Origin of the sequence: Azospirillum sp. A1-3, from assembly GCF_023806445.1 — a bacterium.
Classification (GTDB): domain Bacteria; phylum Pseudomonadota; class Alphaproteobacteria; order Azospirillales; family Azospirillaceae; genus Azospirillum.
Window position 1 is genome coordinate 2,250,333 of sequence record NZ_JAMSLU010000001.1, and the last position, 13,033, is coordinate 2,263,365.

The following is a 13,033-nucleotide window of genomic DNA, read 5'->3' on the forward strand; positions in this document are numbered from 1 at the left end:
TGGCGGTCAGCTCCGATAGCTGCCGTTGATGTCGATGTAGCCGTGCGTCAGGTCGCAGGTCCACACCTTCGCCGTTCCCTTGCCGAGGCCCAAGTCGATGTCGATGTCGATCTCCTTGCCCTTCATGTGGGCGGCGACCGGCGTCTCGTCGTAACCCGGGACCTCCATCCCGTCGGCGCAGATCAGGGTGCCGCCGACGGTGATCTTGATGAGATCCCGGTCGGCGCGCTCGCCGGCGCGGCCGATGGCGGCGACGATGCGGCCCCAGTTGGCGTCCTCGCCGGCCACCGCGGTCTTGACCAGCGGCGAGTTCGCCACCGTCATGCCGATCCGCTTGGCGGCGGCGTCGCTGTCGGCGCCGCGCACGGTGATGGCGATGAACTTGGTCGCCCCCTCGCCGTCACGCACCACCTGCAGCGCCAGATCGAGCAGCAGATCCTCCAGCGCGGCCCGGAACTCCGCCAGTTCGGCGGCATCGGCGCTCGTCACCGGGGCGTTGCCGGCCTTGCCCGTCGCGAACAGCAGCAGCGTGTCGCTGGTCGAGGTGTCGCCGTCGACCGTGACGGCGTTGAAGGTGCGCTCGGTGAATTCCGACAGCATGTCCTGCAGCGCGGAAGCGGCGATGGCGGCGTCGGTGAAGACGAAGCCCAGCATCGTCGCCATGTCCGGCGCGATCATTCCGGAGCCCTTGGCGAAGCCGGCGACGGTCACCGTCGTCCCGCCGATTTTGGCGGTGCGCACCGAACCCTTCGGGAAGGTGTCGGTGGTCATGATGGCGCGGGCGGCCTTCTCCCACGCGGCCGAATCGGCGGCAAGGTTCGGGGCCATCGGCGCCAGGCATTTGCCGATGGCGTCGGCGGCCAGCGGGATGCCGATCACGCCGGTCGAGGCGATATAGACCTCGTCGGGGGCGCAGCCGGCCAGATCGGCGGCGGCGGTGACGGTCGCCTGCACGGTGGCGTCGCCCGCCTTGCCGGTGAAGGCGTTGGCGTTGCCGGCATTCACCACCACGGCGCGGGCCGAGCCCTTGGGCAGGCTGTCGCGGCACCAGATCACCGGCGCCGAGCAGGTCAGCGACCGGGTCAGCACGCCCGCCACGCTGGTGCCGGGATCCAGCACGGCCAGCAGCAGATCGTCGCGGCCCTTGTATCGGATGCCGCTGTTCGCCGTGGCGATGCGCACGCCCGCGATGGGCGGCAGCGTCGGGAAGCTGGCGGGAGCCAAGGGGGAGAGGGTCGTGGCCATGGAGGGAATTCCCGTGGTGGGGAGTGGTGGTGGCGTGGTGGGGGAGGGTTAAGGTGCTGGCGCATTGCCCCCACCCTAACCCTCCCCCGCTTCGCAGGGGAGGGAACTGCCGCCGCTCTGCGACTTACTCCCTCCCCCGCGAGAGCGGGGGAGGGTCGGGGTGGGGGCAATGCGCCCCCCGTCCCCTTACTTCTTCGCCGGTTCCGCCGGAGCGGCGGGAGCGGCCGGGGTCGCCGGAGCGGCGGCCGGCTCTTCCTTCGGCATCGGCGAGCCGTCGATCTGGAAGGTCTCGATCTTCGCCTTGCCGCGCAGCTCTTCGACCAGGGCGGTGACGATGTCCTTCGACAGCGACTGCTCCAGCTGCGGCTTCACTTCCTCAAGCGTCGGCTGCGGCTGGGTGCGCTTGTCCTCGACCTTGATGATGTGCCAGCCGAACTGGGTCTTGACCGGCTCCTTGCTGACCTCGCCCGGCTTCATCGCGAAGGCGGCGTTGGCGAAGGGCTCGACCATCGCGTCCTTGGTGAAGTAGCCGAGGTCGCCGCCCTGGGCCGCCGCGGCGGCGTCCTTGGACTTCTCCTTGGCCAGCTTGGCGAAATCGGCGCCCTTCTTCAGCTGGGCGATGATGGCCTTGGCCTCGTCTTCCTTCTCGACCAGGATGTGGGCGGCCTTGACCTCCTCCTGCGCCGGGTTCTCCTTCAGGTAATCCTGATAGGCCTTGTTCAGCGCCTCGGGCGTGACGCGGGCCTTGATTTCCTTCTGGATGTAGGCGCGCTGCACCGCGCGCTCCTCGGCGCGCTTGATCTCGTCCTTCACCTCGGCCGAATCGGCCAGACCGGCCTTGTAACCGGCCGAGGAGACCAGCTTGCCGCTGATCAGCTGGTCGATCACCGCCGGATAGATCATCTCGATCGGCATCTGCTGCACCTGGGGCGGCAGCTGCGAGACCATGCGGGTGACGTCCGACTTGTGCAGCTCCTCGCCATTGACGCGGGCGACCACCGGATCGGCCGGGGCGGCCGGAGTGGTCGCGGCCGGGGTGGAAGCAGCCGGAGCGGCGGCCGGCGCCGAAGCGGCCGGAGCGGGAGTGGCGGGCGCCGGCGTCTGCGGGGCAGGCGTCTGGGCGTGAGCGGCCAGCGCGATGCCGCAGGCGGCAACCGACAGGAGCGCGGTGCGGAACACTCGTTGAACCATGGCGTGTCTGTTTCCTTCCGGCGGATGCTTCGCAACAAATGGGCGGCCGATGGGCCGGCGCCCGTTTCGCATGGTCTGCGGCATCGGAGCCATCCGCCGCTCCGCGCCCGATTCCGCAGGGGATTAAGCATGGCTACGCCGCGCGGGGCAAGGGTCCCCGTCGCCCCATGGCCGGCAATCGCCCTATAGCTGTGTGCCCCGCCAGGGGATACGAGCCCCGGCCGGCGCCAGCCAACCGCCGCGGCGCTTTCTGGACGCGAATTCATGAATCGGTCATGCCCGCACAGGGCGGCGGACGTCATGGATGGTCCATGCACCCACCCCGTCCGCTTCCCCACCCGCCGCCTGCCCATCCCGTGACCATCCCGTGCCCGAACCGGCCGCGCAAATGCCGCAACCGGCGCCCCACCGGCCCGGTCTCGTTGACAGGGCCTTGCCATAGTCCTATGTGAGACCCGTCGATAGGCTGGCCCACATTCCGTTTTACTCCCGAGGTTTTCATGTTCGGCGCTCTCGCCCGCAAGATTTTCGGCACCGCCAACACGCGCGCGGTCAAGGCGCTGCACAAGACCGTGGCTCAGATCAACGCGCTGGAGCCGTCGGTCGCCGCGCTGTCGGACGACCAGCTGAAGGGTCGCACCGACTGGCTGCGCGAGCGGCTGGCCAAGGGCGAGACGCTGGACGACATCCTGCCCGACGCCTTCGCCACCGTGCGCGAGGCGGCCAAGCGCGTGCTGGGCCAGCGCCATTTCGACGTGCAGCTGATGGGCGGCATGGTGCTGCACAGCGGCAAGATCGCCGAGATGCGCACCGGTGAAGGCAAGACGCTGGTCGCCACGCTGGCCGTCTACCTGAACGCGCTGGAAGGCAAGGGCGTCCACGTCGTCACCGTGAACGACTATCTCGCCTCGCGCGACAGCGGCTGGATGGCGCGGGTCTACGGCTTCCTCGGCCTGACCACCGGCTGCATCGTCCATGGGCTGGACGACGACGAGCGCCGCGCCGCCTACGCCGCCGACATCACCTACGGCACGAACAACGAGTTCGGCTTCGATTATCTGCGCGACAATATGAAGTTCCGGCTGGAGGAACTGGTCCAGCGGCCCTTCAACTACGCCATCGTCGACGAGGTCGACTCGATCCTGATCGACGAGGCGCGCACCCCGCTCATCATCTCCGGCCCCTCCACCGATTCGTCGGAGATGTATGTCCAGGTCGACCGGCTGATCCCGATGCTGGTTCCTGAGGATTACGAGAAGGACGAGAAGCACCGCTCCGTCAGCTTCACCGAAGCCGGTCAGGAGCACATGGAGCAGCTTCTGGCCGAGGCCGGGCTGCTGAAGACCGGCGGCCTCTACGACATCCAGAACGTGGCGCTGGTCCACCATTCGCAGCAGGCGTTGCGCGCCCACATGCTGTTCCAGCGCGACAAGGACTACATCGTCAAGGACGACAAGGTCGTTATCATCGACGAGTTCACCGGCCGCATGATGGAAGGCCGCCGCTTCTCCGAAGGCCTGCACCAGGCACTGGAAGCCAAGGAGAAGGTGACGATCCAGCGCGAGAACCAGACGCTGGCCTCCATCACCTTCCAGAACTACTTCCGCATCTACCCGAAGCTCGCCGGCATGACCGGCACCGCGCTGACTGAAGCGGCGGAGTTCGGCGAGATCTACGGGCTTGAGGTCGTCGACATCCCGACCAACGTCCCGGTCAAGCGCATCGACCACGACGACGAGGTCTATCGCACCGCGACCGAGAAATACCATGCGATGATCGACCTGATCGAGGATGCCCGCAAGCGCGGCCAGCCGGTGCTGGTCGGCACCACCTCGATCGAAAAGTCGGAATTGCTGGCGGAGCTGCTGACCAAGCGCGGCATCCCGCACAACGTCCTGAACGCCCGCCATCACGAACAGGAAGCCTATATCGTGGCCCAGGCCGGCCGCGCCGGCGCGGTGACCGTCGCCACCAACATGGCCGGCCGCGGCACCGACATCCAGCTGGGCGGCAATCTCCAGATGCGGATCGAGGTCGAACTGGCCGACGTCCCGGAAGGCCCGGAGCGCGAGGCCCGCATCAAGCAGATCGAGGCCGAGATCGCCGAGGCGCGCGAGAAGGTGAAGCAGGCCGGCGGCCTCTATGTCGTCGGCACCGAGCGGCACGAAAGCCGCCGCATCGACAACCAGCTGCGCGGCCGTTCCGGCCGTCAGGGCGACCCCGGCACCTCGAAGTTCTTCCTGTCGCTGGAAGACGACCTGATGCGCATCTTCGGGTCGGAGCGGATGGACAGCATGCTCCAGCGTCTCGGCCTGAAGGAGGGCGAGGCGATCATCCATCCCTGGATCAACAAGGCGCTGGAAAAGGCGCAGCAGAAGGTGGAGGCGCATCACTTCGAGGTCCGCAAGAACCTGCTGAAGTTCGACAACGTCATGAACGACCAGCGCAAGGTCGTCTATGAACAGCGCCACGAGGTGATGGAGAGCGAGGATATCGCGGAGGAAATCCGCGAGATGCGCCACCAGATCATCGCCAACATGGTGTCCGCCGCCATCCCGGCCAACAGCTACTCCGAGCAGTGGGACATCGACGGCCTGCACGAGGCGGTCAACCGCGTGCTGGGCATGGACCTGCCGGTGCACGAGTGGGCCAAGGAAGAGGGCATCGCCGAGCCGGAGATCGAAGAGCGCGTGCGCGAGGCCGCCGACCGCAAATACGCGGACAAGGAGGAGGCCTACGGCGCCGAGACGATGCGGCATGTGGAAAAGAGCATCCTGCTCCAGATCCTGGACCAGGAATGGAAGGACCACCTCCTCCAGCTCGACCACCTGCGCCAGGGCATCAACCTGCGCGCCTACGCCCAGAAGGACCCGCTGAACGAGTACAAGCGCGAGGCGTTCGAGCTGTTCGACTCGATGCTGATGGCCCTGCGCGAGCAGGTCACCACCATCCTGATGCATGTCGAAATCCGCATGGCGCCGTCGCAGGAGGAACTGTTCGCCCGCCAGATGCAGGAAATGCACGAGGGCCGCATGGACCCGGCGCTGGCGATGGCGGGCATGGGTGCGGGTGAAGGCGAAGCCTTGCCCGACGGCATGGTCCGCGCCTCGTCGCTCGCCGGCACGCCGGAAGACCAGCCGCTGCCGGCCGAGGTGATGGAAAACACCCCGCGCAACGCCGCCTGCCCCTGCGGGTCAGGCAAGAAGTTCAAGCACTGCCACGGCCGCATGGCGTAAGTGGGTTGTGGGGTGCCTGCCGGTGCCCCCCTCCCTTCCCACGGCTTCGCCGCGGGCCCCTTCCCTCCCCCGCTTTCAGCGGTAGAGGGAGAGTTCTCAACACAGCGGCAGTCCCCTCTCCCACCGAAGGTGGGGGAGGGTTAGGGAGGGGGCAAAAGCCCCATTGAAACCAACCCCTCCCCACCCCGTTTCCCATCCGTGACCACGGAAAAAACGGGACGCCATGTTCGAAGAATTCAAGAAATTCATCAGCCGCGGCAATGTCGTGGAGCTGGCCGTCGGCATCATCATCGGTGCCGCCTTCACCGGGATCGTGAATTCCCTGGTCAAGGACATCCTGATGCCGCCGATCGGCTGGATCATGGGCGGCATCGATTTTTCGAACTATTTCATCAGCCTGTCCGGCGGCCATTACGACTCGCTGCAGGCCGCCGAGAAGGCGGGGGCGGCCACCGTCAATTACGGCCGCTTCATCAACAGCTGCATCAATTTCCTGATCGTGTCGGGCGCCCTGTTCATGATCGTCCGGCAGGTCAACCGCCTGCATGTCCTGCACAAGGAAGCGCCGAAGACCCCGCCGCGGCAGGAGCTGCTGCTGGAGGAAATCCGCGACGCCCTGCGCGCCCAAGCAAAAAGTGAACCCGGCGCCCGGCCACCCGCCGACCACACCTCCTGATCGCCCGGCGGCCCTGAGCCACTTTCCCTCACTGCGGGAGCTTGTCACAGGGTTGGGAGAACCCCTCGTTGCCGCAGCGCGTCGAACGGGTTACCCTGTCTGATAAGCTGGCGATGGCGGTGGGATGGCGAAGGCCTCGCACGCCTGCGCTGTCCATGACCTCGGCAAGGGCCATGTCCATGTCCGCCAAGCGCTGTCTGTCGACCGTCCACGCCGGTGCGCCGCCATGATCCGCCTCGCGGCGCGCCGGGCCGCCTTGCGGTTGCTTGCCTTCCTTCTGCTGTCCCTTCTGGCCGGCGACCCGGCGATTGCGATCAGTGCGCCGGCACCGGCGGCGGCAACTCCGGACGCAGGGCCGCGCCCGGCGGAAATCCGGGTGACGCTGGACGACAATTACCCGCCCTACAGCTTCCGCACCCCCGACGGCGTCCATGTCGGCATCGTGAAGGACCTGTGGACGCTGTGGTCGCAGAAGACCGGAATCCCGGTCCAGATGATGCCCACCGACTGGAGCCTCGCCCGCCAGGCCATCGACACCGGGGCCGCCGACGTCATCGAGACGATCTTCCGCAACAGCGCGCGCGACGTGCTCTATGATTTCTCGAAGCCCTATGCCCGCGTCGACGTGCCGATCTGGTTCAGCGGCGACCTCAGCGGCATTACCGGGGTGGAGTCGCTGCGCGCCTTCACGGTCGGGGTGAAGGACGGTGATTTCTGTGCCGAATGGCTGACCGACCAGGGCATCACCGCCTTCCAGCGCTATCCCGGTTTCGAAGCGATGGTGGAGGCCGCGGCGCGGCAGGAAACCCGGGTCTTCTGCATGGACGACCCGTCCGCCCGCTATTACATGACCAAGCGCGGCGTGCAGGGACGCTTCCGCTACACCGATCCGCTCTATACCGGCGAACTGCACTGGGCGGTGCGCAAGGGCAATGTCACGCTCTACCGTTTGGTCGCCGACGGCTTCGCCCGCATCACCCCGCAGGAGCGCAAGGCGATCGAGGAGCGCTGGCTCGGCCGCCGCCTCACCGGCATCGTCAGCCCCCAGATGATGGACCTGCTGCTCAAGCTGCTGAGCGGACTGGCGGTGCTGGGCTTCGGCGCGCTGGTGTGGGTGCTGCTGCTGCGCCGGCAGGTGGAAAGCAAGACGCAAAGCCTGCGCACCGCGGTGGCGGCCCTGACCGCCAGCGAGGAGCGGGTCCGCACCATCTTCGACAGCGTCACCGACGCCATCCTCATCCATGACCTGGACAGCGGCGCCATCCTGGAGGGCAACCGCCGGATGAAGGAGATGTACCGGGTGGGCGACATCCCGCTGTCGGACATCAATGTCGGAATGCTCAGTTCCGGCGTGCCGCCCTACACGCGGGATGACGCGGCGGCCTGCATCCGCAAGGCGGCCGACGGCGAACCGCAGTTGTTCGAATGGCATGCCCGCCGGCTCGACGGATCGCTGTTCTGGGTGGAGGTCAGCCTGCGGCGCGCCGTCATCGACGGCAACGACCGCCGGCTGCTCGTCCTCGTCCGCGACATCACCGACCGCAAGGCGGCGCAGGAACGGATGGAATATCTGTCGCGCCACGACGCGCTGACCCTGCTGCCCAATCGCGTCCTGGTGCAGGACCGCACCGAACAGGCGCTGGCCCGGTCGGAGCGCAACGGCCGGCTGGTGGCGCTGGTCGCCTGCGGCCTCGACCGCTTTAAGACGGTGAACGACAGCCTCGGCCACGCCGTCGGCGACGCCCTGCTGCGCGCGGTGGCGGAGCGGCTGAAGGCGGCGGTGCGCGACACCGACACCGTCAGCCGCGGCGGCGGCGACGAGTTCATCCTGCTGCTGTCCGGCCAGTCCGACATCGATTCGGTGGTGGAGACCGTCGCCTCCCTGCACGAGGCGATGGCCGAGCCCTTCCAGGTCGGCGGGCACGAGCTGACCGTCACCCTGTCCTCCGGCGTGGCGCTGGCCCCGGCCGACGGCAAGGACTTCGCCACCCTGCTGAAGAACGCCGACACCGCGCTCCACCACGCCAAGGCGGCCGGCCGCGACACCCACCGCTTCTATGCCGAGGCGATGAACGCCGAGGCGGTGGCCCACCTGTCCACCCGCAGCGGCCTGCGCCGCGCGCTCGACCGCGGGGAGTTCCTGATCCATTACCAGCCGCAGGTCAGCCTGGAGAGCGGTGCCGTGACCGGCGCGGAGGCGCTCGTGCGCTGGAACCACCCGGACAAGGGCATGGTCCCGCCCGGCGACTTCATCCCGATCGCCGAGGACAGCGGCCTGATCGTGCCCATCGGCGCCTGGGTCCTGACGGAGGCCTGCCGGCAGGCGGCGGCATGGCATGCCCGCGGCCTGTCGCTGTCGGTGGCGGTCAACCTGTCGGCTTTGCAGCTTCAGCGCAACGACCTCGTCGCCACGGTGACGCGGGCCCTGACCGACAGCGGGCTCGACCCGCTGCTGCTGGAGCTGGAACTGACCGAATCGATGCTGATCCAGAACACCGATCTGGTGATGGACAATCTGCGCCGCATCAAGGCGATGGGCGTGCAGGTGTCGATCGACGATTTCGGCACCGGCTATTCCAACCTGTCCTACATCGGCCGTCTGGCGGTGGACAAGCTGAAGATCGACCGCAGCTTCGTCGCCGACCTCACCAGCAACCACGACAGCGCCAAGATCACCGCCGCCGTCATCCAGATGGCCCACAGTCTGAACCTGACCGCCGTGGCCGAAGGCGTGGAGGACGCCGAAACGCTGGAAGCCCTGCGCACCCTGCGCTGCGACATCGCCCAGGGCTATTACCTGGGCCGCCCCGGCCCCGCCGAGGCGGTCGAACGCGCCGCCCGGCAGGTAAACCCGTTCAAGGTCGGGGCTTAAGGCCGCCCCTTTCCTTACATGCCCTTCACCAGGGCGACGAGTTGGTCGAGCGCGGCGCTCCAGCCGTGATGGAAGCCTATCTCCTCATGCTGTTTCTTCGACGCCTCGTCCTTGTGGAGCGCGACGGCGGTATAGAGCGTGCCGCCGGCCGTCGGCTCGATGGTCACGGACGCGGTCATGAAGCCGCCGCCGGTGGGGCGGAAGCCCGGCCCCAGCGCATCGGTGAAGACCAGCCGCCGCTCGGGCTCCACGGCCAGGAAGCATCCGGTGCTGTCGTTCCTCTCGCCGTTCGGCCCTTCCATCACCGTGCGGAACTTGCCGCCGGGCCGCAGGTCGATCTCGCAGGCGGTGGTGCGCCAAGGCGCCGGCGTGAACCACTTCATCAGCAGCTCCGGCTCGGTCCAGGCCCGCCAGACGAGGCCCGGCGGCACCGCGACCTCACGCTTCAGTTCAAGGTCGAGCTGCGGGTTGAAAACCACATCGGTCATGGTGTCCCTTCCTCCCGTTTGTTCAGGTCCAGCACCAGGCTGTCCAGTTGGTCGAGCCGCTTTGTCCACAGGCTCCGCTGGGCTTCCAGCCAGCTTTCCGCGGCCGCCAGCGCCTCCGGCTTCAGCGTGCAGGTGCGCACCCGCCCCTCTTTGCGCGTTTCGACCAGCCCGCTGTCCTCCAGCATCTTCAGGTGCTGAAGGAAGCTGGGCAGAGCCATGCCGAAGGGTTTCGCAAGGTCGCCGACCGACGCCGGTCCACGCCCCAGCGCCTGGATCACCGCCCGGCGCGTGGGGTCCGCCAGCGCACGGAACGTCCTGTCGAGTGCTGCATCCATGACGGCACCCTAGCGGGAGAAAATACTTAGGTCAATGCCTAACTATCTCAGTCACGCCGGTCCGCTCGCCACATGCAGGCTGATCACCCCGGCGACGATCAGGGCGATGCCGACCACCTTCATCACCGTCAGCGATTCGCCGAACACGAACACGCCGATGGCGGCGATGGCCGCCGTGCCCGTCGCCGACCAGATGGCATAGGCGATGCCGACCTCCATGGTGCGCAGCGCCTTGGCCAGCAGCACGAAGGCGACGCCATAACAGACGACCACCGCCGCCGCCGGACCCAGCCGAGTCATGCCGTCCGACATCTTCATCGCGGAGGTGCCGACGACCTCGAACAGGATCGCCACAATCAGATACAGCCAGCTCATCGCCCAAAGACCCCGCCAACCCCCAACCGCTCCCGCAAGGCCGTTGCCGCGGGGAACGCAGGATGGACCGGGCGGAAGGGCGCCGCAAGACTCCCCCACACACATCCCACGCCAGATGCCCACGGTTGACGCCACGCCCGCCCGGCCCTAGGGTCTTTGCCCTTATTCCCAACTTTATCTATGTGGTTTCGAAAGGGTCCGACGATGACCGGCGAACGGGATCTGGCGTTGCAGGCGAAGGCATGGCCGTTCGAGGAGGCGCGCAAACTGGTGGCGCGCTTCGCGAAAGCGCCGCCCGCCAAAGGCTATGTCCTGTTCGAGACCGGCTATGGTCCGTCGGGCCTGCCGCATCTCGGCACCTTCGGCGAGGTGGCGCGCACCAGCATGGTGCGCCACGCCTTCCAGACCATGAGCGACATTCCGACCAGGCTGTTCTGCTTCTCGGACGACATGGACGGCCTGCGCAAGGTCCCCGACAACATCCCCAACAAGGAGATGGTGGCGGCCAACCTGGGCAAGCCGCTGACCCAGGTGCCCGATCCCTTCGGCACCCATGACAGCTTCGGCGCCCACAACAACGCCCGGCTGCGCGCCTTCCTCGACAGCTTCGGCTTCGAGTACGAGTTCCAGTCTTCCACCGACTGGTACAAGTCCGGCCGCTTCGACGAGGCGCTGCTCGGCATCCTGGGCCATTACGACGAGGTGATGGCGGTGATGCTGCCCACCCTCGGCGCCGAGCGTCAGGCGACCTACAGCCCCTTCCTGCCGGTCTCCCCCTCCACCGGCCGGGTTCTCCAGGTGCCGATGCTGGAGCGCAACGTCGATGCCGGCACCATCGTCTTCGAGGACGAGGACGGCAAGAAGGTGGAGCTTCCGGTCACCGGCGGCCATGTGAAGCTGCAGTGGAAGCCCGACTGGGGCATGCGCTGGTTCGGCCTCGGCGTCGATTACGAGATGTACGGCAAGGATCTGATCCCGTCGGCCGATCTCGCCGGCAAGATCTGCAAGATCCTCGGCGGCACCCCGCCGGAAGGCTTCAATTACGAGCTGTTCCTCGACGACAAGGGCCAGAAGATCTCCAAGTCGAAGGGCAACGGCCTGACGATGGAGGAATGGCTGGCCTACGCCCCGCAGGAAAGCCTCGCCCTCTACATGTTCCAGAAGCCGAAGTCGGCCAAGCGCCTGTATTTCGACGTCATCCCGCGCGCCGTCGACGAATACCTGACCTTCGTCGACAAGGTCCATGGCGAGGAGCCGGCGAAGAAGCTGGAGAACCCGGCCTGGCACATCCACAACGGCAAGCCGCCGGCCGTGCGCTCCGACGTGTCCTTCAACCTGCTGCTCAATCTGGCGGGTGCGGCGAATGCCGAGACCAAGGACACCATGTGGGGCTTCATCCGCCGCTACGCGCCGGATGCCACGCCGGAGAACAGCCCGTTCCTGGACAGCATGGTCGGCTATGCCGTGCGCTACTACCAGGATCAGGTGAAGCCGACCAAGCGGTTCCGCGCCCCCACCGACGCCGAACGCGCCGCCTTGCAGGACCTGCTGGCCAAGCTGGACAGCCTGCCGGCCGACGCCCGCGCCGACACCATCCAGAACGAGGTGTTCGAGGTCGGCAAGACCCACGGCTTCACCGAGCTGCGGGCGTGGTTCCAGGCGCTGTACGAGGTGCTGCTGGGCCAGACCACCGGCCCGCGCATGGGCTCCTTCATCCAGCTCTACGGCATCGACGAGACCAAGGCGCTGATCCGCGAGAAGCTGGCGGCCTGATGCCCGCTTGACGCGCTGAACGACAAAGGCCATGGACGGCATCCAAGCTGCCCATGGCCTTTTCTTTTGTCCATGACGACCATCCGCTGCATCGGAGAGTGAAGGCTAGCCGTTCAGCGCCAGCTTGGCGTTCACGTAGCGGTTCAGGCTCACTTTCGCCTCGGCCGCTTCGATCGCCAGCCGGCGATGCAGGTCGGGCGTTGTCCGAAGCAGGATCTTTCCCGAATATTCACGGTCGGCCAGCGGCTCGGGAACGGCCTCGCCGTTCGTCCGCATATCCTCGACCGTCTCCGCCACGAGCTTGCGGATGCCGCGCAACGCCTCGATCTCGTCCTCCTCGAGCCAGGAGAGGCTGGGAAACTCCACGCAGGTGGCGACGAATTCCCGATCGTCCGGCGACCACGTGACACGATAGGTGTAATGGCTATTCGGCATCGTCATTCTCCTGTCGCCCTTGGGTCAGCAACCGATCGATGGCCTGCACGACCTGCTTCACCTGATAGCCCTTGGCCTTGCCGTTCTTGCCCTGCTGGATGTTGACACGCGGGTCGCCGGGCCAGGGGGTGCGATACACGGCATGGCTCGTTCCGCGTTGGCGGGGCGGTCCGAAATAATGTTCACAAACCTTTGCGACGTCTGCGAACGGCACGTCGTGCGGCACGGTCAGCATCCGCCGTACGATATCCTCGACCTTCGCCATGCGCCCCGCCTTGGCATCAAGCATGATAGTATCAATAACGCTATCACGATACCGGTCCAGCCGGATCAAGGCAACGCCCGCCCGCTGAAGCCCGGCCTACCACCGTATCGGCCACAACGCCATCAAGCAGGGATGCCTAAAT

11 protein-coding genes are annotated in these 13,033 nt (G+C 66.9%); 4 read left to right on the forward strand and 7 right to left on the reverse strand.

Annotated features, from left to right (window positions below):
- Positions 1-6 precede the first annotated feature (6 nt).
- Together argJ and M5E06_RS10850 are read right to left on the reverse strand one after the other, a co-directional pair.
- Positions 7-1,245 (reverse strand): bifunctional glutamate N-acetyltransferase/amino-acid acetyltransferase ArgJ, encoded by a 1,239-nt coding sequence (gene argJ / locus M5E06_RS10845; RefSeq protein WP_252138166.1) that lies wholly within the window; start codon positions 1,243-1,245, stop codon positions 7-9.
- A gap of 186 nt (positions 1,246-1,431) precedes the next feature.
- The gene (locus M5E06_RS10850) at positions 1,432-2,436 is read right to left on the reverse strand and encodes a peptidylprolyl isomerase (protein WP_252138167.1); all 1,005 of its coding nucleotides are present in this window, start codon (positions 2,434-2,436) and stop codon (positions 1,432-1,434) included.
- A gap of 500 nt (positions 2,437-2,936) precedes the next feature.
- Here M5E06_RS10850 and secA point away from each other — a divergent pair, with 500 nt between their 5' ends.
- The 3 genes from secA (at position 2,937) to M5E06_RS10865 (ending at position 9,220) form a co-directional block, all read left to right on the forward strand.
- The gene (gene secA / locus M5E06_RS10855; RefSeq protein ID WP_252138168.1) at positions 2,937-5,672 is read left to right on the forward strand and encodes a preprotein translocase subunit SecA; all 2,736 of its coding nucleotides are present in this window, start codon (positions 2,937-2,939) and stop codon (positions 5,670-5,672) included.
- A 223-nt stretch (positions 5,673-5,895) separates the two neighbouring features.
- Positions 5,896-6,348, forward strand: coding sequence for a large conductance mechanosensitive channel protein MscL (mscL, locus tag M5E06_RS10860; protein WP_252138169.1), 453 nt, complete (start codon positions 5,896-5,898; stop codon positions 6,346-6,348).
- Positions 6,349-6,472: 124 nt separating this feature from the next.
- Complete coding sequence (locus tag M5E06_RS10865; RefSeq protein ID WP_252138170.1) at positions 6,473-9,220, forward strand: EAL domain-containing protein; 2,748 nt, start codon at positions 6,473-6,475, stop codon at positions 9,218-9,220.
- Between the two features lie 14 nt (positions 9,221-9,234).
- Here the strand turns inward: M5E06_RS10865 and M5E06_RS10870 are convergent, their stop codons facing one another.
- From M5E06_RS10870 to M5E06_RS10880, 3 genes are read right to left on the reverse strand one after another with little or no spacing between them, the layout of a single operon-like run.
- A complete protein-coding gene (locus M5E06_RS10870; RefSeq protein ID WP_252138171.1) occupies positions 9,235-9,708 on the reverse strand; it encodes an SRPBCC family protein in 474 nt (157 codons plus the stop codon).
- Entirely contained in the window at positions 9,705-10,043 is a 339-nt protein-coding gene (locus tag M5E06_RS10875) for an ArsR/SmtB family transcription factor (RefSeq protein ID WP_109155091.1), read from the reverse strand. Before M5E06_RS10875 ends, M5E06_RS10870 begins: the two co-directional genes overlap by 4 nt.
- 51 nt (positions 10,044-10,094) lie before the next feature.
- Complete coding sequence (locus tag M5E06_RS10880) at positions 10,095-10,418, reverse strand: DMT family transporter (RefSeq protein WP_252138172.1); 324 nt, start codon at positions 10,416-10,418, stop codon at positions 10,095-10,097.
- 204 nt (positions 10,419-10,622) lie between these two features.
- Between M5E06_RS10880 and M5E06_RS10885 the strand changes: the two genes are divergently transcribed.
- The gene (locus M5E06_RS10885; RefSeq protein WP_252138173.1) at positions 10,623-12,191 is read left to right on the forward strand and encodes a lysine--tRNA ligase; all 1,569 of its coding nucleotides are present in this window, start codon (positions 10,623-10,625) and stop codon (positions 12,189-12,191) included.
- Positions 12,192-12,296: 105 nt separating this feature from the next.
- Here M5E06_RS10885 and M5E06_RS10890 read toward each other — a convergent pair whose 3' ends face one another.
- Entirely contained in the window at positions 12,297-12,626 is a 330-nt protein-coding gene (locus tag M5E06_RS10890) for a type II toxin-antitoxin system HicB family antitoxin (protein WP_252138174.1), read from the reverse strand.
- Positions 12,616-12,915 (reverse strand): hypothetical protein, encoded by a 300-nt coding sequence (locus tag M5E06_RS10895; RefSeq protein WP_199231067.1) that lies wholly within the window; start codon positions 12,913-12,915, stop codon positions 12,616-12,618. Before M5E06_RS10895 ends, M5E06_RS10890 begins: the two co-directional genes overlap by 11 nt.
- Positions 12,916-13,033 lie beyond the last annotated feature (118 nt).

Excerpts from the sequence above, each read along its gene's own strand:
- argJ (WP_252138166.1), bottom strand. The coding sequence starts at position 1,245 with ATGGCCACGACCCTCTCCCCCTTGGCTCCCGCCAGCTTCCCGACGCTG.
- M5E06_RS10850 (WP_252138167.1), bottom strand. The coding sequence starts at position 2,436 with ATGGTTCAACGAGTGTTCCGCACCGCGCTCCTGTCGGTTGCCGCCTGC.
- secA (WP_252138168.1), top strand. The coding sequence starts at position 2,937 with ATGTTCGGCGCTCTCGCCCGCAAGATTTTCGGCACCGCCAACACGCGC.
- mscL (WP_252138169.1), top strand. The coding sequence starts at position 5,896 with ATGTTCGAAGAATTCAAGAAATTCATCAGCCGCGGCAATGTCGTGGAG.
- M5E06_RS10865 (WP_252138170.1), top strand. The coding sequence starts at position 6,473 with ATGGCGAAGGCCTCGCACGCCTGCGCTGTCCATGACCTCGGCAAGGGC.
- M5E06_RS10870 (WP_252138171.1), bottom strand. The coding sequence starts at position 9,708 with ATGACCGATGTGGTTTTCAACCCGCAGCTCGACCTTGAACTGAAGCGT.
- M5E06_RS10875 (WP_109155091.1), bottom strand. The coding sequence starts at position 10,043 with ATGGATGCAGCACTCGACAGGACGTTCCGTGCGCTGGCGGACCCCACG.
- M5E06_RS10880 (WP_252138172.1), bottom strand. The coding sequence starts at position 10,418 with ATGAGCTGGCTGTATCTGATTGTGGCGATCCTGTTCGAGGTCGTCGGC.
- M5E06_RS10885 (WP_252138173.1), top strand. The coding sequence starts at position 10,623 with ATGACCGGCGAACGGGATCTGGCGTTGCAGGCGAAGGCATGGCCGTTC.
- M5E06_RS10890 (WP_252138174.1), bottom strand. The coding sequence starts at position 12,626 with ATGCCGAATAGCCATTACACCTATCGTGTCACGTGGTCGCCGGACGAT.
- M5E06_RS10895 (WP_199231067.1), bottom strand. The coding sequence starts at position 12,915 with ATGCTTGATGCCAAGGCGGGGCGCATGGCGAAGGTCGAGGATATCGTA.